The organism is Flavobacterium sp. GNP010 (genome assembly GCF_056428945.1).
In genome coordinates this window covers 1-22,111 of sequence record NZ_JBWJVK010000007.1, presented here as the reverse complement: position 1 = coordinate 22,111, position 22,111 = coordinate 1, and the positions used below count along the sequence as shown (strand labels likewise).

The window sequence follows — 22,111 nt, the reverse complement described above, 5'->3', positions numbered from 1 at the left end:
CTTGCAATTCTTCTTAAAAATAAGCTCTCAGTTGCACATTTCCAGTATGAATGGCCTGGCTCGTTTCGCTTTTACGCCCTTGGTAATTCAAGTTGATGTCTAAGAATTGTGTAATTTTTTTTTGCAAAAGCAATCTCCAAGTCAAGTTTTGTCCGGTTTGTAATCCCTCGAGCATTTGAAACCCAACTGCAGAAAACTCATTTCCTTCAAATTTATTTTGGTAAAAAGAAACTTCACCGTTCAGTGTTATTTTTTTAGTACTAGCGTAGGAAAAAGCGGTTCCAAAACGGTTTTGCAATAATATTTCGAAGACTCCAATTTGGTTTTTTTTACTTTGTAATTCATAAAAAATATCCCAACTGGTATTTTTAGAGAATAAATAACTGATTTTTGGTGCCAATTGAAATCCGTTTATTTCATAATTTTTTTCTGGAAAATTCTCAGATTGAATAGCAGTCTGAATTGTTTTGGCAAAAAGACCAAACAACCAACTTTTTTGATACAAATGGTTGTATTGCAATTGATGGGAATTATTTGTTGCTTCCTGAGAACCTATTGAGAGTAAGTTTTTTGTTTTATTTTGTAAATACGAATAGGTCATTGAATGGTTTTGCTTTCCTCGATTGTAAAACAAACTATTTCTAAAACTAGAATTCAATCCGAGTACATTTTCATTCGAGTTGCTGAACGGATTTAATTCGAAATTTGCGCCGTTACTTCTCGTTTTTCGGTCGATGATAAACGCAGTTTGATTATAAAAATAGGAAAGTAGTTTTTTTAATCCTTTTTCATTTTGCCATTGATTGGGGTTTATTGTCACTGATTGTGAAAACTTATTTTGATGTGTTTTAATGTAAATTCGATTGGGTAAAAAGATCCGAATAAATGCTGCTTGATCTATAAATGGTGCGACTTCAAACTCCTGTAATTCTTGAGCACCATTGCCGTTATAATCATTCCACGTATAAACGCCTTGTCCTGCGGCAACTTTAAGGTAGGTAAATTCTTGTTGTGGAATACTTCCTGAGTTCGTTTCGTAAACCGAAGTGCTTAGAATTAATTGATTGAAAAAACGATCGGTGTACACTATTCTCGAATTTAAGGTAGGTTCTTTTTTTCGGGTTGGGTCTACAAAATCTAGGACTCTATAATTTGCATAAACAGATAAATCGTTTTTATTGGTTTGTATTAATTTTGACTTCAGTTGAAAGGCTTGCGACGAGTTCACGCGTTGAATCCTATTTCCAGCACTTTGAGAGTGCAAACTGTCATTGGTTCTTCTCAAGTATCCTATTTCAACAAAAATCTTGGTGCTATCGCCTCGTCCTGAAAAAATGCCATACTCGGTAAATTTTTGGCTTAAAGCCGAAAACTGGTTGGTTGTTTTGCTTTTCTCTTGGTTGTCTTCTAATCGAAGGCTGGAGCCAATCCAGTTTTTTTTGAAATGGAAACGCATTTGTGATTGGTTTCTTAAAAACTTCGATGATGAAATGGCGCCATCACTTTTTAGAAAGCTACCTTGGTTTTGAAAAGACCAACCTTTTACCCGAAACACCCCACTTAATAGATGCCTATTACCCGAAAAATTTTCAGAAAAATCAAGTTTTTCAAACTGATACAGTAAAAGTCCTGCTGTAATTGATTTGGGTTTTGGTTTTAAGTCAAATTGTAGTCCGGAAATGAGTAAACTTTGATTGCCAACACCCGCAGTTCCTATATTCCAGTCTCGATCAAATTCGATGTTGAACAACCGTTCGACTGATCTGAAGTTTTTTTGTATCAACTGATAATTAGCAAAAGCATCGATTTGCCATTTCTTTGAATAAAGTCGCTGCTTGGTATTTATTTTTCCAGCTATACCTTTATTATTGGCGTCATCAATCGAAGAAAATAAATTTTGATCAGCATTGCTAATGCCAAACTCAAAATCGACAGCAGTTTTTTCCGTTGGTTTGTATTTTCCTAAAAAGGTGGCGACTTGAACTTTTGTTGGCGCAATAAGCTGAATTATGGGCTCATAATTTCCTTGTGGAATACCATTTACGGGCGGGATGTATTCATAAACCCGAGAAATTGTTGCAGAATTCGTTATTATGTAATTTCCAATATTGGTGCCAACTAATGTAAATCGTACATTAAATAATTCTTGTTGCGCATCATTCGAATATTCGAAAATTTCGACGGCATTAAACACTGTTTTCCGATACAGTACTTTGTTTTCTGAATAGGTGTCACTGTACGCCGAAGGTGCTGTCATCAATCTAGGATTATCTCCTGCATTTACTAATATTTGTGCTTGTTCCTGTGATAAATTTTGTTGCAAGGGTTGGTTTTTGACATCATTTTCTGAATACAAATAACCTCCAAAACTCCATTTCTTAGAGTCGTGCGTTGCTCCTGCATAGGTGACAAAACGGGTGTAATTGCGATCAGAAAATTGGTATTCTATAGCAATTCGCATTTCAGAAGTGATGGTGAAAAGCGGTGTAAATACAATTTCACCTGCATTGTAATCGATCGTATAATCATTATTTTCGCCACGTTTTAATAAAGTTCCGTTGACGTAAACACGCTCAGAACCAGACACAACGAGTACATATAATTCTCCATTTTGGCCTTTTAATTTGTAAGGGCCTTGGTTGCCTTCTTGTCCTACAAAATTACTTTTGGCATATTGGCCGCGAACCAGTGCTGCAGATGCAAATACATTGGTTTTGTTAGTTTCGGTTCCAAAGTTGAAATTTGTGGCCAGTCCCTGTACTTTTTTATTAAAATTTAAGAATTGCGTTTTCTTATTTTCGAGAAAAATATCACCCGCACGAATGTTCCATTGATCACTAAATAGCTCCATGAATACATTGTCAAATTGATCTAATTTCTGGGAATATCCGCCATCTTGCAGCGGAATATTACTGTCTTGAATAGAAGCTCTTAAGCTTACTTTCTCAGATATTTTACCGGTGATTTGTAGATCTAAATTCGAATTTAAAACCGCATTTTGATTGTTCCCAATGGTTATGCCACGGGTAATGCTTCCAGAAGTATTCAATCCATCAAATGGAATATTTTTTTTGGGGTTTTTATTCTCTATTGTGTATAAATTGTCTTTGCCTGCTTCATTACTTACCACTTTACTCGGGTCGTAAATGCGGTATTCTTTAGTGAGTATTTCGGGGAATTTTAAATATTGAATAGTCAGCGAATCAGAATTTACAACCCAATTTTCTTTGAAAATCAATGTTCCTTTCTTGAAATTTACTACAAAGTAAGTGCTGTCAATGCGTTTTCCTTTGGCGTCAAGCAACTTGAAAAAACTGGAGTTTATACTTTCTTTTTCAATAAAAATAGTGTCGCGGGAAGGGAGAATTTTTTTGTTTTTGTAGAGCGAATTAATCTCCTGAGCATGGAGCCCAGAAAAACAGCTGATTACAATCCAAAAAAGTAATTTTTTCAACATAAATACTATAACTCGAAAGTATCAAAAGTAGTATTTATAATTTGATATTTAGAGCATGTTACAATGAGAAAATGAAATGTATGGATTCTCGTTTGGAGTGTTTGGATTCACCTCTAAAAAAATAAAAAAAAATGGGAATCAATGCACTTGATTCCCATTTTTAAGAAGTCGAAAATAATATGCTAAACTTCTTTTGTTACCACTTGCATGGTTTCACGACTCACTTGTTTCAATAAAACAACTTTGTTTTCTTCAACAGTTTGTGCCGCATTTTCGTTAAAGTGTCTAATGGTATATAAGGTTACATTTTCGTCAAATTCTACTTTGAATTTTTTGGATAAAATGGCATTCAAAGCTTTAAAATTATCAAATTTATCTTCAACACAGACAGAGAAACTTATGGCTGAATTTTGGATTAAGTTTACTTTTATTTTAAATTGATGAAACAAGGCAAAAATTTCGCTAATGTTCTCTTCCATAATAAAGGAAAAATCGATAGAAGAAAGTGAAATTAAAAGTTGGTTTCTTTTAACAATAAAACAGGGTAAATATGGTTCTAAGTCGACTCCTTTAGAAACACTAGTTCCCGTTAGTAAAGGGTTTATAAATGATTTTACATACAAAGGAATTTCCTTTTTTTGAAGCGGCTGCAGCGTTTTTGGATGAATGACCGTTGCGCCATAAAAAGCCAGTTCTATTGCTTCACGATAAGAAATCTGATTCAATAAACTCGCGTTTTCAAAATATCTTGGATCGGCATTCATAACACCGGGAACATCTTTCCAGATGGTTACACTTTGCGCATTTAAGCAATAAGCAAAAATTGCGGCAGTATAATCGGAGCCTTCACGTCCTAAAGTAGTGGTGAAATTATTCTCATCAGAACCTAAGAAACCTTGTGTAATATTTAATATTTTACGCTTTACAGTTTTAGAAATATTTTTTTGTGTCAATTCCCAATCGACTTCCGCATCTCTATAATTGGCATCCGTTTTTATGAAATTGCGAACATCCAGCCATTGTGTTTTTATGCCCATGAAATTCATGAAATGACTAAGAATGGTTGTCGAAATTAATTCACCGTAACTTACAATTTGGTCGTATACGAAATTGTAATTGGGCGATTTATTGTGTGCCAAAAAATATTCTAAATCAGCAAATTGGGTATTGACAGCGACAAAAACATCATTTTTGTCATCTTCAAATAAATCCATCAAAATTTGATTGTGGTATTTTTTTACTTCTTGAACCGACGAATTTAACTCTGCTGATTTGTCAAAATAGTTTTTTATGACAATCTCTAGTGCATTCGTCGTTTTGCCCATTGCAGAAACGACCAACAATACATCTTCGTAGCCTACTTTTTGTAAAACGTCATATACGTTCTTGATTCCTGCAGCATCCTTGACAGAGGCTCCTCCAAATTTGAATACTCTCATACTACTATAAATTCCAATTATATAATTCTAATTTCCAGCTTTTAAATGCAACCGTAATTTTATTTTTTTAACTTATTTTCAGTAAAATTGTTGATTCCTATTTCATCCATTTGCACTACATACCAATCACGAAGTACTTTGGCTCCTGACTTTTCATAAAATTCGATTGCGGGAGTATTCCAGTCTAGCACATTCCATTCCACACGGCGTACTTGGTCTTTTTTACCTTGTTTTATAATTTCAGAATACAACGCGTAGCCCAAACCAGTACCACGCATTTTGTCTTTTACTACTAAATCTTCTAGATGAATTGTTTTTCCTTTCCAAGTCGAAAAGCGATAATAGTAAAGCGCGATACCTACAATTTGCATTCCTTGTTCCGCATCAGTAGGGTCATTTTCAATTTCGGCAACAAAAACATGAAATAGAGGAACAGGACCAAAACCATCGCGAATTAAATCATCAACAGTAACTAGAACAGCATCAGGTTCCTTTTCAAATACCGCTAATTCTTGAATAAGTCCCAAAACTGCGTGCATATCCTCGGGTTTGCCCTTTCTAATATTCATAAAATTTTATTTTAATGATTCATAAATGCATTTTTATTACATTTTTACTTATTTATTTTGAGTTTTATTCAGCAAATATACAATAGTGCCAAAGTAAATAAATAGTATTCAAATTGTTTTCACAAAAAAAACGATATTTGTGACTTCAAAATAACTACATCGATTTCGTAATGGAAGAACGCAACAAAACACTAGGAGAATTTATCATTGAGAATCAAAATGCTTTTCAATATTCATCAGGCGAATTATCCCGAATTATTAACTCTATTCGTTTGGCCGCCAAAGTAGTCAATTACAAAGTAAATAAAGCTGGACTGGTTGATATTGTTGGGGCAGCTGGAGAACAAAACATACAAGGGGAAGACCAACAAAAATTGGATGTTTACGCTAATGAAGTGTTTATTCAAACGCTTATAAATCGTGAAATTGTATGTGGGATTGCCTCTGAAGAAAATGATGATTTTATCACAGTAGAAGGAAGCGATAACAGTCATAACAACAAATATGTGGTCTTGATGGATCCGCTTGACGGCTCTTCAAATATTGATGTTAATGTTTCTGTTGGAACTATATTTTCAGTTTATAGAAGAGTTACTCCAATAGGAACTCCAGTTACTCTTGAAGATTTTCTACAGCCGGGAATCAATCAGGTTGCTGCGGGATATGTAATTTACGGAACCTCTACGATGTTAGTCTATACTACTGGTCATGGAGTTAATGGATTTACATTGAATCCTGCCATTGGAACTTTTTATTTATCGCATCCTAAAATGAAATTCCCAACAGACGGTCATATTTATTCTATAAATGAAGGGAATTATGTTCATTTTCCGCAAGGGGTAAAAGATTACATAAAATATTGTCAGTTTGAGGAAGGAGACAGACCGTATACTTCGAGATATATTGGAAGTCTGGTTTCAGATATTCACAGAAATATGATTAAAGGTGGAATTTATTTATATCCTACCAGTTCTAAAGCACCAAAAGGAAAATTGCGTTTGCTATATGAGTGCAATCCACTAGCATTTATTACAGAACAAGCAGGAGGAAAAGCTTCAGACGGTTTTAATAGAATCATGGAGATTGAGCCTACAGAATTGCATGAAAGAGTGCCGTTCTTTTGCGGAAGTTACAACATGGTTGAAAAAGCAGAAGAATTCATGTACAAAGCAAAACTAAGCAAGTACTAAAAAAGATTTTAATACAAAAACTTTCGAAATGTAAAAAAAGTACCCCAAAAAGCTGATGCTATTTGGGGTATTTTTATGCTTTAGAATTACTTATTCATGTTTTGCATTTCGAAAAGGAACGTGTCTAAATCTACTTTTTTGTCCACGAGCGTGAGGGCTTTGTGTACAATATAATTTACATTTTCAGCATTGAAACCAAGTGCCACTCCAAATTTTCTTAACAATAATTCTTGTATATCACCAAGATGATGATCTACATGCACCATTCGTGCTAAATCAAATAAACGTTCTAGTTTTTGCTCGTGCAAATAAGGAGGGTTTATAGGATATTTTAAAGGATTTTCTAAAATTTCTTCATATTCTGCTGGAGAAATTTCCAATCGAACAGCCAGTTTGTCTAAAAATAATTTCTCTTCTGGAGTAAACGTATCGTCAGCAAGAGCTACACGAACAATAGCTGAAAAATGACCTTTATTCCTTTGTTTGAATTCGCTATCAAATAAATCTGAAAATGACATAGTTGTTGTTTTTTTATCTTACAAAGATAAATCTATTTTTAAATTAATGATTTTAAATTTTTTATATTTTTTTTGGAATTGATCTCACTTGAAGTGCATTTATTTTAAATAATGAAATCACTCATTTTCAAAATTAATCGTAAGTTTACAAACCCTATAGCAACCTAATATTGTAATCATGTCAGAGTTTTGGATTTACTTTCAAATTGGATTAAAACACGTTTTAGACATTCACGCGTATGATCATGTTTTGTTTTTGATAGCATTAGCAATTCCTTTTACTTTTAAAGATTGGAAAAGAATAGTCCTACTAGTAACACTATTTACTATTGGACACACGATGGCTTTGTTGCTTTCTGTTTTTGGAATAATTGCGATTAAAGTAAATGTTGTAGAATTATTAATTCCGATAACAATTCTAATAACAGCCTTGTTCAACCTTTTTACAGCGGGAAAATCCAGTAAAAAAGAGAGTATAAATTTGGTTTTTTTTATTACGCTTTTTTTTGGAATAATTCATGGGTTGGGTTTTTCAAATTATTTCAAATCGATATTGGGAGGTGATGCAACCTCAAAAATACTACCGCTATCTGAGTTTGCATTGGGTATTGAAGCAGCACAAATTGTTGTTGTTTTTGTAGTTTTGATAGTGTCCTATATAGTTCAAACCATTTTTAGATTCTCCAAACGCGATTGGACTCTAGTAATGTCAGCCTTTATAATAGGATTAGTAATTCCTTTAATAATACAAAGTGAAATCTGGATCAGATAAAATGAGTGAAAAAAAATTGAATAAATACGATAAAGCGTATTTAAGGATTGCAAAAGAATGGAGTTTATTATCGTATTGCAAGCGCAAGCAAGTGGGAGCAATTATTGTGCGGGATCGTATGATAATTTCTGATGGGTATAATGGAACTCCAAGCGGTTTTGAAAATTGCTGTGAAGATGAAGAAGGATTAACGCGTTGGGATGTTTTGCATGCTGAAGCAAATGCCATCCTGAAAGTTGCACGATCTACCCAGTCCTGTGAGGGAGCAACGTTATATATCACACTTTCGCCTTGTAAAGAATGCAGCAAATTAATTCATCAATCTGGAATAAAAAGAGTGGTGTATCACAATGGGTATCGCGATGATTCTGGGATTCAGTTCTTAATAAAAGCAGGAGTAGAGGTGGAGCATATTCCAGTATTAGAAGAGTAAAATGGTGACTTTACATGAAAAATAATCTAAAATATTTGCCCATTCTTATTTTTGCAACACTCGCTCTGGGTTTTGTATTGGGTGGAATGTTGAATTTTCCTAATGTTGCTGACTTTTCAAATAGAAATAATTCGAGAAGCAAGCTCAATAAACTCATCGATTTTATAGATAATGAATATGTAGATAATGTCAACACAGATTCGATTGTCAATTTGACCGTAGATAATATTTTGGCGCAGCTTGATCCCCATTCTGTTTATATTCCGCCGAGTGACCAACTAGAAGTGGTGGAGAGTATGCAAGGAAATTTCGTGGGAATAGGCGTAAACTTTTACATGTACAACGACTCTGTTGCAGTTATCAAACCAGTAGAGAATGGCCCTTCGGCAAAAGCTGGAATAAAAGCTGGAGACCGTATTTTGTATGCTGATAAAACGAAATTATTTGGGCGTAAACTGCCAAGTGATAGTTTGTTTTCTAAACTAAAAGGAACGGTAGGTTCAGATATTGAACTTACGATCTTCAGAAAATCAGAAGGCAAAAAACTTAAAATAAAAATAAAAAGAGATGTTATTCCGCTGAAAAGTGTAGATGCAGCCTTACTGTTGAGCAATCAAACGGGATATATAAAAATAAATAGATTTGCAGAAACTACCTACAGAGAGTTTATGGCAGGTTTGGCTAAACTCAAAAAGCAAGGGGCAAAATCACTTGTAATTGATGTGCGAGATAATGGTGGTGGTTACATGGAAGAAGCGATTGCTATTGCCGATGAGCTATTAATGGATAAGCAATTGATAGTTTTCACCAAAAATAAAAATGGGAAGATAGACAAGACATTTGCAACCAAAAAAGGCAGTTTTGAAAACGGAAATGTATTTGTTTTAATAAACGAAAATAGCGCTTCGGCCAGTGAAATTCTTGCAGGAGCCATTCAGGATAATGATCGAGGAACCATAGTGGGTCGTCGTTCTTTTGGAAAAGGATTGGTACAGCGAGAAATGGATTTTGCGGATGGTTCAGCGGTTCGATTGACCATTGCAAGGTATTACACACCAACGGGACGTTCTATTCAAAAGCCCTATTCGAAAGGCAATGAGGCTTACTTTAAGGAATCAGAGTCTCGTTTTGGAAATGGAGAATTGTATGAAAAAGATAGCATTAAAGTTGCTGATACATTAAAATTCAAGACAAAAAAAGGTAAAATTGTATACGGCGGCGGAGGAATAGTGCCTGATGTTTTTGTACCGCTTGAAGTAGAGCATGGTAATGAAAGTACGGCTTACTTACTGCAGTCAGGAATTCTGGGTAATTTTGTTTTTGTACAATTAGATAAAAATAGAAGCGCTTTTAATGGTCTTAGCTTTGAGCAATTCAAAGTAAAAATGAATCAAACCGATGTGTATTTTAATTTGTTTCAGAAATTTATTTCAGGAAACGGCTTGGATTTGAATTTTGGAAAAAGCAAGTCGTTGGTCAAAAGATATTTGGCTGCTGAATTTGCTCGACAATTATACGGGGAAAGCTATTATTATCAAATTATTTTAAAAGAAGACGCGATGGTTAAGGCAACTGTCAAATAATTGTCCGCCTTATTTTTCTCAGAAAGAAATATAGTAAGTTCGAAGGGGTTGTATGGTGCCTTTACTATGCTGTTGGGTTTTTGATAATGATTAACAACGAAACCCCAAGTTTCGAAATATCAAAAAGTGTGTCTTAAATCGAAGAAATTTTTTGATAATTGAATAGGCCAAACCTTTTGTGCGTGATAAAGGATCTGTTTTTATAGAGCCCAATACCAGTGTGTACACTATTTCTAAAATGCCTGTGTTGATTAGAAGAACATCAAATAGTGTTACAGTTGCTCATTTGATTTCTCTTCAATCTTTTTGGCTGTTTTTAAAATTAAAAGAATCAAAACAGCACATAAAGAAGCTGCAATTCCAATAAAAGCAACTACGCTATCTCCTTGAAATGGATTTCTATAATCCAATAAAGTAACATTAAATATGATTAGCGCTACTGCTAATAACACCAAGATGTTAGTGAAAATTTTCATAATATGTTTTGTTTTTTTGATGTAAAAAAGTTTTGAATCGAAAATTGAATTTTCTTTTGAAAATATTTTAGGGAGTAAATTTATAAAAATTTATCTTATACGAACAAACCTTTAACATTCGCGGCGAATAATTTAACAGCTATTGCCAGAAGTACTACTCCAAATGTTTTTCGGATCACTCCAAGCCCATTCTCTCCAAGTATTTTTTCGATTTTAGAAGATGATTTCAATACAATGTAAACGAGGATAATATTTAAAAATATGGCAATAACAATGTTTATAGTCGAAAACTGAGATCGTAAGGAAAGTAAAGTTGTCATTGTTCCTGCTCCAGCAATAAGTGGGAATGCTAATGGCACAATAGAGGCAGAGCTCGCTTCCTCATCACGGTAAATACGAATACCTAAAATCATTTCGAGTGCCAAAAAGAACAACACAAAAGAACCAGCAACGGCAAATGAGTTCACATCAATTCCTATTAAGTTCAATAATTCTTCTCCCACAAAAAGGAAAACAATCATAATAATACCAGCTACGATAGACGCTTTTTCAGATTCAATATGCCCATGCTTTGATCTTAAATCAACAATAATAGGAATAGTTCCTACGATATCAATTACTGCAAAAAGCACCATTCCAACTGTAATTATTTCTCTAAAATCGATGTTAAACATAGCTTTTTTGTTTGCAAAGTTACGATTTTCACTAGATTTTTGACAACAATTATATTTTATTACACTAATTCTGATTCCTTTTTTTAGAGACTTTTTTTTGGACAAATCGGGGCTTTAGAATTCTTGTAATGGGTACTATTATTGGGTTGTGTCCTATTGTAATTTAATTTTTTCTCTGGTTTTTTTAAAAGTTAAAGTTGGTTTGTTCCCAGAAATTTACAAGTTACTTTGATTACCTTTGCACTTTATAATCTCACTCCCCCAAAAGAATGTTTCAATTAGGAAAAACCATCGTCTCAGAAGACATACTCGGAAAAGATTTTGTTTGCAATTTGTCGGCCTGTAAAGGTGCTTGTTGCGTTGATGGGGATGCGGGTGCTCCTTTGAGCGTGGAGGAAACCAAGATCTTAGAAGAAATTTATCCTAAGGTAAAACCATTTTTACGCAAACAAGGAATTGCTGCTATCGAAGCGCAAGGAACTTGGACCGTAGGTACCGATGGTGATCTTGAAACGCCACTTATTGATAATAAAGATTGTGCTTATGTCATTTTTGATGGCAAAACCGCTTTGTGTGGGATCGAGCAAGCCTACAATCAAGGGATAATCGATTGGAAAAAACCGGTTTCCTGTCATTTGTATCCAATACGTGTAAAAGATTTCACGGAGTTTGCTGCCGTTAATTATGACAAATGGGATATTTGTGATCCGGCCTGTTCCTTAGGTCAGGAGTTGGAAGTACCTGTTTATAAATTTGTCAAAGAAGCGTTGGTTAGAAAATTTGGTGAGGACTGGTACGCGGAGTTAGAAACGGTTGCAGAAGAGTATAAAAACAATTCAAAATAGATAAAAAAGTTCTTGTTTTCTATTTTAAAATCCTATATTTTACAGTACTTAAGAGCCCTTTGTGAATTATAAAATACTGATTTTCAGTTTTTTATAATTTATAAAATTTCGCTGACTTTTTTTTCTCTTTGTTAAAAACTAGTGGCGATTGTGGATAAGTTTGGCTTTCAATTCCGGCAATATTTTACAACCTTTGTAATCCCCAGAAAGCATAAAATTTCGTTAAAATCACAACAAAATAAAAAAATAAAATGACACAAGTGGAACCAATATTGCAAGAGAATAAGAATCGTTTCGTGATTTTTCCGATCAAACATCATGATATTTGGGAGTGGTATAAAAAGATGGAAGCTAGTTTTTGGACTGCGGAGGAGATCGATTTATCACAAGATTTGAATGACTGGAATAACAAACTTTCGGATGAGGAGCGTTATTTTGTAAAACACATATTAGCATTTTTTGCTGCTTCGGATGGGATTGTAAACGAAAATTTGGCAGAGAATTTTGTAAACGAGGTACAATATGCTGAGGCAAAGTTTTTTTATGGCTTTCAAATCATGATGGAAAACATTCATAGCGAAACGTACTCGTTATTAATTGATACTTACGTGAAAGACGAAGCAGAGAAAGATGAGTTGTTCAATGCACTTGAAGTTTTTCCTGCTATTAAGAAAAAAGCAGACTGGGCTTTGAAATGGATTGAATCGGATTCGTTTGCAGAGCGTTTGATTGCTTTTGCAGCGGTAGAAGGTATCTTTTTCTCAGGTGCATTTTGTTCTATTTACTGGTTGAAAAAACGTGGCTTAATGCCAGGACTCACCTTTTCGAATGAGTTGATTTCTCGTGATGAAGGGGTGCATTGTGACTTTGCCGTGCACTTGCACAACCACCACTTGGTTAACAAAGTGCCAAAAGATAGAATTAGAGAAATTATTGTGGATGCTTTGAATATTGAAAGAGAGTTTATCACGGAGTCTCTTCCGGTTTCTTTAATAGGAATGAACGCAGGATTGATGACACAGTACTTGGAGTTTGTGGCGGATCGTTTATTAGTAGAATTAGGTTGCGACAGAGAATACAACACAGCGAATCCTTTTGATTTTATGGATATGATTTCATTGCAAGGAAAAACCAATTTCTTCGAGAAAAAAGTAGCTGAATACCAAAAAGCAGGTGTAATGAATACCGATGAAGAAGCACAAAAAATTACCTTCGACGCCGATTTTTAATCGGTTTTGAATATACCTACTACCTTCCTAGCCCCGATGGAAGGGAAAATCCTTTCTAGTCCTGATTTTTCTCAGGACTAAAAAGATTGGAATGACAGCGGGATAAGCTCCCGAAAATAAAGAAACTGAACTTTATGCCAAATCAGTACCCACCAATAGTAGTTGCTGCCACAAAAGTTGTGGTGGTCATGCTGCGAAATAATAAACAAATAACTAAAAACAGCGAAGGGATTTTCTGTTTTAAAAAAAAGAAAAAGTATGTACGTAGTAAAAAGAGACGGGCACAAAGAGCCAGTGATGTTTGACAAAATCACAGATAGGATTAAAAAACTATGCTATGGTTTGAATGATTTAGTAGATGCTGTAAAAGTAGCAATGCGTGTTATTGAAGGGCTTTATGATGGGGTTTCAACATCAGAATTAGATAATCTTGCTGCCGAAACTGCTGCCTCAATGACCATTGCGCACCCAGATTACGCACAGTTGGCGGCTCGTATTGCGATCTCAAATTTACATTCGAATACTAAGAAATCATTCTCTGAGACGATGAATGATATGTTTAATTATGTAAACCCAAGAAACGGTCAATACGCTCCGTTACTATCTGAGGAAGTGCATAAAGTGATTATGGATAACGCTGAGTTTTTAGACTCGCACATTATATACAACAGAGATTTCAACTACGATTATTTTGGTTTTAAAACACTAGAAAGATCGTATTTGCTTAAAATAAACGGTAAAATTGTAGAGCGTCCGCAGCATATGTTGATGCGTGTATCGGTGGGAATCCATTTAGATGACTTGAAATCGGTTATTGAAACTTACGACTTAATGTCGAAAAAATTCTTTACCCATGCTACGCCTACCTTATTTAATGCGGGTACTCCAAAACCTCAAATGTCGAGCTGTTTCCTATTGGCAATGCAAGATGACAGTATTGATGGGATTTATGATACGTTGAAACAAACGGCTAAAATTTCGCAATCAGCAGGTGGAATTGGACTTTCAATTCACAACGTAAGAGCTACAGGATCGTACATTCGTGGAACTAACGGAACCTCAAACGGGATTGTTCCGATGTTGCGTGTGTTTAATGATACGGCTCGTTACGTAGATCAAGGAGGCGGAAAACGTAAAGGAAGTTTTGCTATTTATATAGAAACCTGGCATGCTGATATCTTTGATTTCTTAGACTTGAAAAAGAATACAGGAAAAGAAGAAATGCGTGCAAGAGATTTGTTTTTTGCGATGTGGACTTCGGATTTATTCATGAAACGTGTGCAAGAAGATGGATTATGGACCTTAATGTGTCCTAACGAATGTCCGGGCTTGTATGATGTGCATGGAGAAGAGTTTGAAAAAATGTACACTGATTATGAAAAAGCAGGTAAAGGTAGAAAAACCATCAAAGCGCATGAATTGTGGGAGAAAATCCTAGAGTCGCAAATTGAGACCGGAACACCTTACATGTTGTATAAAGATGCAGCCAACCGCAAATCAAACCAAAAAAATCTAGGTACTATTCGTTCGTCGAATTTGTGTACTGAGATTATGGAGTTTACTTCTAAAGATGAAATTGCAGTATGTAACTTGGCTTCGTTGTCATTGCCGATGTTTGTTGAAAACGGAGCATTCAATCACGATTTGTTTTATACAGTAACTAAGCGTGTAACGCGTAACTTAAATAAAGTAATTGACAGGAATTATTATCCGGTTAAAGAAGGAGAAAACTCTAATAAACGCCACCGTCCAATTGGTTTAGGTGTGCAAGGACTTGCAGACGCATTTATCATGTTGCGTATGCCATTTACAAGTGACGAGGCTAAAAAACTGAATCAAGAGATTTTTGAAACCATGTACTTTGCAGCAGTAACAGCATCAATGGAAATGGCTAAAGAAGAAGGACCATATTCAAGTTATGAAGGATCGCCTATTTCGCAAGGAGAATTTCAGTACAATTTATGGGGATTAACCGATGGTGATTTATCAGGACGTTGGGATTGGGCTTCGCTTCGTAAAGAAGTTATGGAGCACGGTGTTCGTAACTCTTTATTGGTAGCGCCAATGCCAACCGCATCTACATCTCAAATTTTGGGTAACAACGAAGCATTCGAGCCTTATACTTCAAATATTTATACCAGACGTGTACTTTCGGGTGAGTTTATTGTGGTAAACAAACACTTGCTTCACGATTTAGTAGAGCGTGGCTTGTGGAACGAAACCCTGAAACAAGAGTTAATGCGTAATAACGGATCGGTGCAAGCGCTTGATATTCCTCAGGATTTAAAAGACCTTTACAAAACCGTTTGGGAAATGTCTATGAAGGATATCATTGACATGTCACGCCAGCGTGGGTATTTTGTAGATCAGTCGCAATCATTGAACTTGTTCATGCAAAATGCTAATTATGCAAAATTAACTTCCATGCACTTTTATGCTTGGCAATCAGGTCTTAAAACCGGAATGTATTATTTAAGAACAAAAGCTGCCGTTGATGCTATTAAATTTACCTTAAACAACGATAAAAAAGTAGAACCTATTGTTATTAAAGAACAACCCATTGCTATCCCTGTTGTAGCCGAACCTGTAGAAATGACTGCAGCGGAATACAGAGCCATGATCGAACTAGCTAAAAATGCAGGTCCAGAAGATTGTGAAATGTGTGGATCGTAGTTAAATACTAAACCAAGACATAGTACTGTTGTCAAAGTTTTAATAAAATCGTTCTCCTTAATATGTAAGGAGGGCGATTTTTTTTTGGAGCTATTTCCTGCTATTCGTTACAATCTTATACGCCATCCCGAGGTTTCGGGACCGGCATATAAGGATTTCCACTGCTATCAGGGCTAAGAATTGAGGATTTTGAAAAGGCCTTTGATAGTTATAGTGATACGTGTTTTGAGTTGGAGTCTCGCAAAAGGATTGGTTTTAGAACCTTAAAGTGCGAATTTCGAAACACTCTCTTAAAATAGTGTAACTTCATGAGTTGTATGTAGGTGTACCTTTGTACATATATAACACATATTTAACTGCAAAACTGCCACATTACTTTACGAAGTAGCAAAATACCCTTAAAAAAATAACCATGGAAACTACAGAACTAACTATTTCGGCGGATTTATTAGCTTCCAAAACCAAGCGATTTTTAAACGTGCTCATTGATTTGTTTATTGTTTACTTGTTCACAATAGGAATTGGAGCGCTCATAAACGGGATAGGAGTTGTAACAGGGAATTATCAAGTAGCAGATTGGATTGTCAGTTTGTCACCCACAGAAAACGCCTTGTTTGGACTGATAGTGATGTTTTTTTACTATTTCATTATGGAGTTTTATTTATCCAGAACTTTTGGGAAGTACTTTACTAAAACACTAGTTGTAAAGCATAATGGCGGCAAACCAAATCTAAAAAGTACACTTATTAGAACCTTAGTGCGATTTATTCCTGTTGAAATATTCTCATTTTTTAACAGCAATTCAAGAGGTTGGCATGATACACTATCCGTAACTTATGTGGTCAATAAGCATGAATTTTTAGCAAAGGCGAAATTGTAAACCTGTAATGTTGTTCTTAGGGCATATAAGCAGTTATTTTAGACTGCTTTTTTTGTTTCTACTGGGTTCTTTTTCTTTATATTCGCTCCTTAAAAACTAGAAAATTACAGTAGCAATGATGAACTGGGAACAACTTTTATCACTTAAACGTCAAGGCGACAAAGGCAAACGATTACGCGTAGAACAAGACGATACCCGTTTGGGTTTTGAGGTAGATTATGATCGAATCATTTTTTCTTCGGCGTTTAGAAGTTTACAAGATAAAACACAAGTTATTCCATTATCCAAAACTGATTTTGTGCATACTAGATTAACACATAGTCTGGAAGTATCAGTCGTTGGCCGTTCTCTGGGTCGTTTGGTAGGAAAAAAAATCATTGCAAAATACCCTCATTTAAAAGAAGTACACGGTTATCACATGAATGATTTTGGGGCAATTGTAGCTGCAGCATCATTGGCGCACGATATTGGGAATCCGCCTTTTGGACATTCGGGTGAAAAAGCTATTGGAGAGTATTTTTCGATAGGAAACGGACAAAAATACAAAGATCAACTTACGGCAAAAGAGTGGCAAGATTTAATTGATTTTGAAGGCAATGCTAATGGTTTTTCGGTACTTACCGCAAGTCGTCCTGGAATTGAAGGAGGACTTCGTATTTCGTATGCTACTCTTGGTGCTTTTATGAAATATCCAAAAGAGAGTTTGCCTAAAAAACCAACCAAAAATATTGCGGACAAAAAATATGGTTTTTTTCAAACAGACAAAGCTTTTTTTCAAGAAGTAGCACAGGACATGGGCTTGATTCCGAATAAATCAGGCTTAGATATGGGGTATGAACGCCATCCTTTGGCGTATCTCGTTGAGGCGGCAGATGATATTTGTTATACCATCATCGATTTTGAAGATGGTATCAATTTAGGACTCGTTTCTGAAGATTTTGCTTTAGAATATTTGATAAAACTTGTCAAAGACAGTATTGACACTTCCAAGTACAAAACACTTGAGACTAAAGAAGATCGAATTAGCTATTTGCGCGCCTTAGCAATAGGAAGTTTAATTAATGATGCTGTAAAAGTATTTGTCGAAAATGAAGCATTAATTCTGGAAGGGAAATTTCCTTTTGCAATTATGGATAAAAGCAAGTACAAAGCACAAATGGACGATATTATAAAGATTAGTGTGAATAATATTTATCAGAGTCGCGAAGTCGTCGAAAAAGAAATTGTAGGCTATCAAATTATACAAACGTTGTTAGATAAATTTATTACCGCTTTTAATAATAAATACAACGAGAATGCATCAAATTACGATGCTCTCATTTTAAAAATACTGCCTGAGAAACATCATTTAGAGAAAGAGGACTTGTATAGTAGATTATTACACATTTGCCATTTTATCTCGCTATTGACAGACGGAAATGCACTATTGTATTACAAAACGATCACTGCAGCTAAAAATTAACAATTGTGCGCTATTAAAATATTTGTTATTCTGGATAAATCACTTAGATTTGTAAACTATTCACTTATCTATGGTTTTTTATGAAAAAAATTTTACTTTTCCTTGTTTTTATAGCTCCATTATTAGTTTTTTCGCAATCGAATAAGCAAATAATTCAAAATTATTTAAATGGTCCTGAGGCCAGAAGTAGTAATTTGAATCGCGAATTAAGTGATTGGGAGATTCAAAGTGAGAATTCCTCATCTACTACCAATATTGATAATTGTTTCGTAGTACAAAGGTATAATGGGATAGAGATATTTAGAAGAGTATCTAATTTCTTAATCAAACAAGGGAAAGTCATCAATGTTCAAAAGCAGTTAGTAAGTGATGTTAGTAAAAAGGTCAATGCAATTTCACCTGTATTGTCGGCAACAGATGCATTAGGAAAAGCATATTTTCAACTAGGAATAACGGCAAAAAGTCCACCTACAATTCTAGAAAAATCAAGTGGAAATAAATTCAAGCTTAGTAATGGGTTGGGGATAGAAGATCCAGTTGCAACCAATTTAGTTTACCACCAAGCCAATGATGGTACTTTAAGGTTAGCTTGGAATTTTACAATACATACAAGCACACATGATGCAATTTGGAGTGTTCGAATAGATGCTTTGAATGGTAAAATGTTAGAAAAAAATAACCAAGTCATTTCTTGTAGTTTTGATCACAACAAGAGTTATAAAGCTGAGAATACTGTATCTTCTGTTGTTTCTAATGTCGCGTACAAGCAAATATTTTCACCAGTCGCTCCTCAAGTACAGAATGGATCATACCGTGTTATACCGTTTAATGCGACTAGTCCCGATCACAGTTCGTTTCAATTAATTACGAATCCATCAAACGCTAAAGCATCGCCTCATGGATGGCATGATACAAATGGCTCCGCTGGTGTAGAGTATACGATTACAAGAGGCAACAATGTTTGGGCTAAAGATGATTTTTTTGGGAATAATTCTACTTCTGGATTAAGTCCAGATGGCGGTTCCGATTTATTATTTGATTTTCCGTATGGAGGAACGGGTGTTAGTGCTTCAAGTTATATCGATGCTGCAAATACCAATTTATTTTATATGAATAATATAATGCATGATGTTTGGTACCAATATGGTTTTGACGAAGTAAATGGAAATTTTCAAAACAATAATTATGGGCGGGGCGGTACCCCTTTAGATTATGTGTTAGGCGATGCTCAAGATGGTTCTTTGGCTACTGAAATGAAGTTAAATAATGCGAATTTTTCAAAAACAGAAGACGGTACAAGACCACGAATGCAAATGTATTTATGGAATAGTAGCCCGAGTATTAAGCCAATTATTATTAATTCACCAGAAAGTTTAGTGGGGAGTTACGCTGCTACTCAAAATGCATTCAACCCAGGGAGAGTTGACTTGCCAGTGGCACCAGCCTTTCTACAGTCTGATTTAGTGTTATACCAAGATAATGTTGGCTCTACTTCCCTAGGTTGCTCTGTTCCTACGAATTCTGCAGCTATGAATGGAAAAATTGTCATTTTGAAGAGAGGGACTTGTACTTTTGTGGTTAAGGCCAAAGCGGCTCAAGATGCAGGTGCAATTGCAGTTATTATTGTCAATAACGCTGATGGTGAATTTACCATGTCCGGAAGTGATGCTACAATTACTATCCCTGCAATAAGTGTTTCAAAATTAATAGGAGACTCAATTATTGTGCAGATGCAAAGTACTGCTGTAAATGTTAAATTACAAATTGGAAGTTCGCCGTTTATAAATTCTGATGGAGATTTTGATAATGGAATCATTGCTCACGAATACGGTCATGGTATTTCGATTCGTTTAGCAGGAGGAAGAAATATCTCTTCTTGTTTGGATAATAAGGATCAGATGGGTGAGGGTTGGTCTGACTGGTTCGCATTAATGATGCAATTAAAACCAGGTGATGTTCCAGGTGCTAAAAGAGGAATTGGTACTTTCGTTTCTTCGCAGCCAATAAATGGACTTGGTATTAGAGATTACGTTTACTCTACAGATCGGACTTTGAACCCAATGACCTACATAAATACAAATGACTATCAATTTACAGACGACAAAGGCGTAGTGCAAACTTCTGTTCACGGTGTTGGTTCGGTATGGGCTACTATGTTATGGGATTTAACTTGGGCGTATATCAATAAATACGGATATGATGATAACAAATATACGGGAGTTGGAGGGAACAATAAAATTATGCGACTTGTACTTGATGGACTTAAATTACAACCTTGTAGTCCAACATTTGTAGATGCTAGAGATGCTATTATTGCGGCAGATCAAGCTACTACCGGGGGTAAGGATTTCTGTTTGATTTGGGAGGTTTTTGCTGCAAGAGGACTAGGAGTAAACGCATCTGCAGGAGACAATAATGTAGGGAATGATCAAGCGGAAGACTTTACCAGACCTGCTGCAGGAGCAAATTGTACACTAGGAATAGTAGATATTAATCAAGAAAATGTGATGCGTGTGTATCCAAATCCATCAACTGGGAATATAACAGTTCGAATTAACAACTATAACGGATTAGTGGCTGTAAAAGTAGTTGATCTTAATGGTAGAGTAGTATATAGCGAGGATAAAGTAACCTTTAGTAATGAAAAATCATTTGATTTAAGTCAACTTAGCGCTGGTATATACATGATTGATATTGCGGGAGAAGGTTTGAAATATGTAGACAAAATAATTATAAACTAAAATAATTAGTTAACAAAAAAAGACCTGAAATATAACAAATATTTCAGGTCTTTTTATTTAGAATAAATACTCAATCCCTACTCCAATCGCTTGTCTTAATTGAGTTTTTGGACCTTCGGTTACCTGAACGCCCTCTATTTCTCTTTTGGATTTAATGTCATCGTCATAAATAACATGTGCGCCTATATTTGCCTTTACATATTGATTTACTATAAGCTCTACTTGTAAATCGCAGTCTACATCTATATTTCCAAAACGGTTGATATAATCAGAATATAGGCTGAGGCGATTCTCTAGATTAATATTCTTGAAAATTTCTTTTTTATATTTATTTGTGATTAAAAAGCCAAGTTCCATCTTTGATTGTTGTCCCTTGGTGATTAGATTTCCTGCTTCGTCATAAGTTGCTTTTGCAACACCAAAAGCGCCTTGATCTGCCAATTGTTGATCTAAAACTAAAGTTGTTTTTAATGTAAAAGGCGATACATAAAATACTCTTCTTTTTTCTTTATCGATATTTTCAGCACCTACTCCCATAAAAATATAAGCTGGAGCAAAGGGTTTTGAGATTGCTTTTTCAGTATTTGGATACGCAAAACCATTGGTAAATTGAGTGTTGAAACTTAATTTTGCTGAATGATACCATGTCGAAATCGTGTCTTTTCGATATCCAAAAGTCGAATTGAACTGAATGGCATCTTCTGTTTTTCGGATGGCAATCCCGTCTTGTTTATTCAAACCATATTTAACAATCAATTCATTGGACCAATTGTAATTACTTCGAGTATACACTCGATGAAATTTACCTTTAAACAATCCTGAAATCGAACTTGTACCTCCTGCACTCCAGTTCACAAAGGCAACTTCGGAAATATCAAATCCGAGACTATTTTTTTATTCCAAAAAGAAAATGGAAGATAGTGTGTTTTGGTTTGTATTTGAAGCGGGACAAATAATAAATTATTCTTATTTTTTAGTGTGGTTACGGGTACAATTGTGTCTTGCAAGAATTTGAGTTTTTCCTCTTGAGCGAAACATGTAGTCGAAAAAGTAATGTTTAGAAAAAGAAGTAAATAAGTCGATAATTTCATTTTGGAATAGCTTATTTTAAACAGTAAAATAATTATTTTAAAAACTTGAAAAGAGTTGCTCAAGGCTATTAACGTCAAT

At 35.0% G+C, this 22,111-nt stretch carries 18 protein-coding genes; 10 read left to right on the top strand and 8 right to left on the bottom strand.

Annotated elements, in window-relative coordinates; genetic code table 11:
* Positions 1-13: 13 nt before the first annotated feature.
* The 3 genes from AC061C_RS04020 to AC061C_RS04010 all read right to left on the bottom strand — a co-directional run bounded on the left by AC061C_RS04020 (position 14) and on the right by AC061C_RS04010 (position 5,465).
* The gene (locus tag AC061C_RS04020; protein ID WP_478290136.1) at positions 14-3,457 is read right to left on the bottom strand and encodes a DUF8818 domain-containing protein; all 3,444 of its coding nucleotides are present in this window, start codon (positions 3,455-3,457) and stop codon (positions 14-16) included.
* A gap of 182 nt (positions 3,458-3,639) precedes the next feature.
* A complete protein-coding gene (locus AC061C_RS04015) occupies positions 3,640-4,896 on the bottom strand; it encodes an aspartate kinase (protein ID WP_478290135.1) in 1,257 nt (418 codons plus the stop codon).
* A gap of 59 nt (positions 4,897-4,955) precedes the next feature.
* The gene (locus AC061C_RS04010; RefSeq protein WP_478290134.1) at positions 4,956-5,465 is read right to left on the bottom strand and encodes a GNAT family N-acetyltransferase; all 510 of its coding nucleotides are present in this window, start codon (positions 5,463-5,465) and stop codon (positions 4,956-4,958) included.
* A 170-nt stretch (positions 5,466-5,635) separates the two neighbouring features.
* Between AC061C_RS04010 and fbp the strand changes: the two genes are divergently transcribed.
* On the top strand, positions 5,636-6,655 hold the full coding sequence (fbp, locus tag AC061C_RS04005) for a class 1 fructose-bisphosphatase (RefSeq protein WP_309757409.1): 1,020 nt from the start codon (positions 5,636-5,638) through the stop codon (positions 6,653-6,655).
* Positions 6,656-6,741: 86 nt separating this feature from the next.
* On the opposite strand, the gene AC061C_RS04000 is transcribed toward fbp, so the two are convergent.
* Positions 6,742-7,173, bottom strand: coding sequence for a TerB family tellurite resistance protein (locus tag AC061C_RS04000; protein WP_309757407.1), 432 nt, complete (start codon positions 7,171-7,173; stop codon positions 6,742-6,744).
* A 178-nt stretch (positions 7,174-7,351) separates the two neighbouring features.
* On the opposite strand from AC061C_RS04000, the gene AC061C_RS03995 reads away from it, so the two are divergent.
* From AC061C_RS03995 to AC061C_RS03985, 3 genes are read left to right on the top strand one after another with little or no spacing between them, the layout of a single operon-like run.
* Positions 7,352-7,945, top strand: a complete 594-nt coding sequence (locus tag AC061C_RS03995) for a HupE/UreJ family protein (RefSeq protein WP_478290133.1) — start codon at positions 7,352-7,354, stop codon at positions 7,943-7,945.
* 1 nt (position 7,946) lies between these two features.
* Positions 7,947-8,378, top strand: a complete 432-nt coding sequence (locus AC061C_RS03990) for a deoxycytidylate deaminase (protein WP_417969831.1) — start codon at positions 7,947-7,949, stop codon at positions 8,376-8,378.
* 14 nt (positions 8,379-8,392) lie between these two features.
* Positions 8,393-9,961: a S41 family peptidase gene (locus AC061C_RS03985; RefSeq protein ID WP_478290132.1), complete on the top strand. Its 1,569-nt coding sequence runs from the start codon at positions 8,393-8,395 to the stop codon at positions 9,959-9,961.
* A 272-nt stretch (positions 9,962-10,233) separates the two neighbouring features.
* On the opposite strand, the gene AC061C_RS03980 is transcribed toward AC061C_RS03985, so the two are convergent.
* The gene (locus AC061C_RS03980) at positions 10,234-10,437 is read right to left on the bottom strand and encodes a hypothetical protein (RefSeq protein WP_309758472.1); all 204 of its coding nucleotides are present in this window, start codon (positions 10,435-10,437) and stop codon (positions 10,234-10,236) included.
* Positions 10,438-10,532: 95 nt separating this feature from the next.
* Complete coding sequence (locus tag AC061C_RS03975) at positions 10,533-11,111, bottom strand: MarC family protein (RefSeq protein WP_417945467.1); 579 nt, start codon at positions 11,109-11,111, stop codon at positions 10,533-10,535.
* A gap of 269 nt (positions 11,112-11,380) precedes the next feature.
* Here AC061C_RS03975 and AC061C_RS03970 point away from each other — a divergent pair, with 269 nt between their 5' ends.
* The 6 genes from AC061C_RS03970 to AC061C_RS03945 all read left to right on the top strand — a co-directional run bounded on the left by AC061C_RS03970 (position 11,381) and on the right by AC061C_RS03945 (position 20,941).
* Positions 11,381-11,956 carry a DUF3109 family protein gene (locus tag AC061C_RS03970; RefSeq protein WP_309758476.1) on the top strand — a complete coding sequence of 192 codons (576 nt, stop codon included), beginning with the start codon at positions 11,381-11,383 and terminating at the stop codon, positions 11,954-11,956.
* 251 nt (positions 11,957-12,207) lie between these two features.
* Positions 12,208-13,185, top strand: a complete 978-nt coding sequence (locus AC061C_RS03965) for a ribonucleotide-diphosphate reductase subunit beta (protein ID WP_144889710.1) — start codon at positions 12,208-12,210, stop codon at positions 13,183-13,185.
* 258 nt (positions 13,186-13,443) lie between these two features.
* Entirely contained in the window at positions 13,444-15,858 is a 2,415-nt protein-coding gene (locus tag AC061C_RS03960) for a ribonucleoside-diphosphate reductase subunit alpha (RefSeq protein ID WP_478290131.1), read from the top strand.
* Between the two features lie 412 nt (positions 15,859-16,270).
* Complete coding sequence (locus tag AC061C_RS03955; protein ID WP_478290130.1) at positions 16,271-16,738, top strand: RDD family protein; 468 nt, start codon at positions 16,271-16,273, stop codon at positions 16,736-16,738.
* A gap of 118 nt (positions 16,739-16,856) precedes the next feature.
* Positions 16,857-18,200: a deoxyguanosinetriphosphate triphosphohydrolase gene (locus AC061C_RS03950; RefSeq protein ID WP_478290217.1), complete on the top strand. Its 1,344-nt coding sequence runs from the start codon at positions 16,857-16,859 to the stop codon at positions 18,198-18,200.
* A gap of 80 nt (positions 18,201-18,280) precedes the next feature.
* Positions 18,281-20,941, top strand: a complete 2,661-nt coding sequence (locus tag AC061C_RS03945; RefSeq protein WP_478290129.1) for a T9SS-dependent M36 family metallopeptidase — start codon at positions 18,281-18,283, stop codon at positions 20,939-20,941.
* A 57-nt stretch (positions 20,942-20,998) separates the two neighbouring features.
* On the opposite strand, the gene AC061C_RS03940 is transcribed toward AC061C_RS03945, so the two are convergent.
* Together AC061C_RS03940 and AC061C_RS03935 are read right to left on the bottom strand one after the other, a co-directional pair.
* Entirely contained in the window at positions 20,999-21,796 is a 798-nt protein-coding gene (locus AC061C_RS03940; protein ID WP_478290128.1) for a DUF3078 domain-containing protein, read from the bottom strand.
* The coding region (locus AC061C_RS03935; RefSeq protein ID WP_478290127.1) for a hypothetical protein at positions 21,793-22,111 on the bottom strand (319 nt) is incomplete at its 5' end. The genes AC061C_RS03935 and AC061C_RS03940, both read right to left, overlap by 4 nt.

Coding starts and splice junctions, on each gene's coding strand:
- AC061C_RS03990 (WP_417969831.1), top strand. CDS start 7,947: ATGAGTGAAAAAAAATTGAATAAATACGATAAAGCGTATTTAAGGATT.
- AC061C_RS03955 (WP_478290130.1), top strand. CDS start 16,271: ATGGAAACTACAGAACTAACTATTTCGGCGGATTTATTAGCTTCCAAA.
- AC061C_RS04000 (WP_309757407.1), bottom strand. CDS start 7,173: ATGTCATTTTCAGATTTATTTGATAGCGAATTCAAACAAAGGAATAAA.
- AC061C_RS04010 (WP_478290134.1), bottom strand. CDS start 5,465: ATGAATATTAGAAAGGGCAAACCCGAGGATATGCACGCAGTTTTGGGA.
- AC061C_RS03985 (WP_478290132.1), top strand. CDS start 8,393: ATGAAAAATAATCTAAAATATTTGCCCATTCTTATTTTTGCAACACTC.
- AC061C_RS03950 (WP_478290217.1), top strand. CDS start 16,857: ATGAACTGGGAACAACTTTTATCACTTAAACGTCAAGGCGACAAAGGC.
- AC061C_RS03970 (WP_309758476.1), top strand. CDS start 11,381: ATGTTTCAATTAGGAAAAACCATCGTCTCAGAAGACATACTCGGAAAA.
- AC061C_RS03980 (WP_309758472.1), bottom strand. CDS start 10,437: ATGAAAATTTTCACTAACATCTTGGTGTTATTAGCAGTAGCGCTAATC.
- AC061C_RS03975 (WP_417945467.1), bottom strand. CDS start 11,111: ATGTTTAACATCGATTTTAGAGAAATAATTACAGTTGGAATGGTGCTT.
- AC061C_RS04015 (WP_478290135.1), bottom strand. CDS start 4,896: ATGAGAGTATTCAAATTTGGAGGAGCCTCTGTCAAGGATGCTGCAGGA.
- AC061C_RS03965 (WP_144889710.1), top strand. CDS start 12,208: ATGACACAAGTGGAACCAATATTGCAAGAGAATAAGAATCGTTTCGTG.
- AC061C_RS04020 (WP_478290136.1), bottom strand. CDS start 3,457: ATGTTGAAAAAATTACTTTTTTGGATTGTAATCAGCTGTTTTTCTGGG.
- AC061C_RS03945 (WP_478290129.1), top strand. CDS start 18,281: ATGAAAAAAATTTTACTTTTCCTTGTTTTTATAGCTCCATTATTAGTT.
- fbp (WP_309757409.1), top strand. CDS start 5,636: ATGGAAGAACGCAACAAAACACTAGGAGAATTTATCATTGAGAATCAA.
- AC061C_RS03960 (WP_478290131.1), top strand. CDS start 13,444: ATGTACGTAGTAAAAAGAGACGGGCACAAAGAGCCAGTGATGTTTGAC.
- AC061C_RS03995 (WP_478290133.1), top strand. CDS start 7,352: ATGTCAGAGTTTTGGATTTACTTTCAAATTGGATTAAAACACGTTTTA.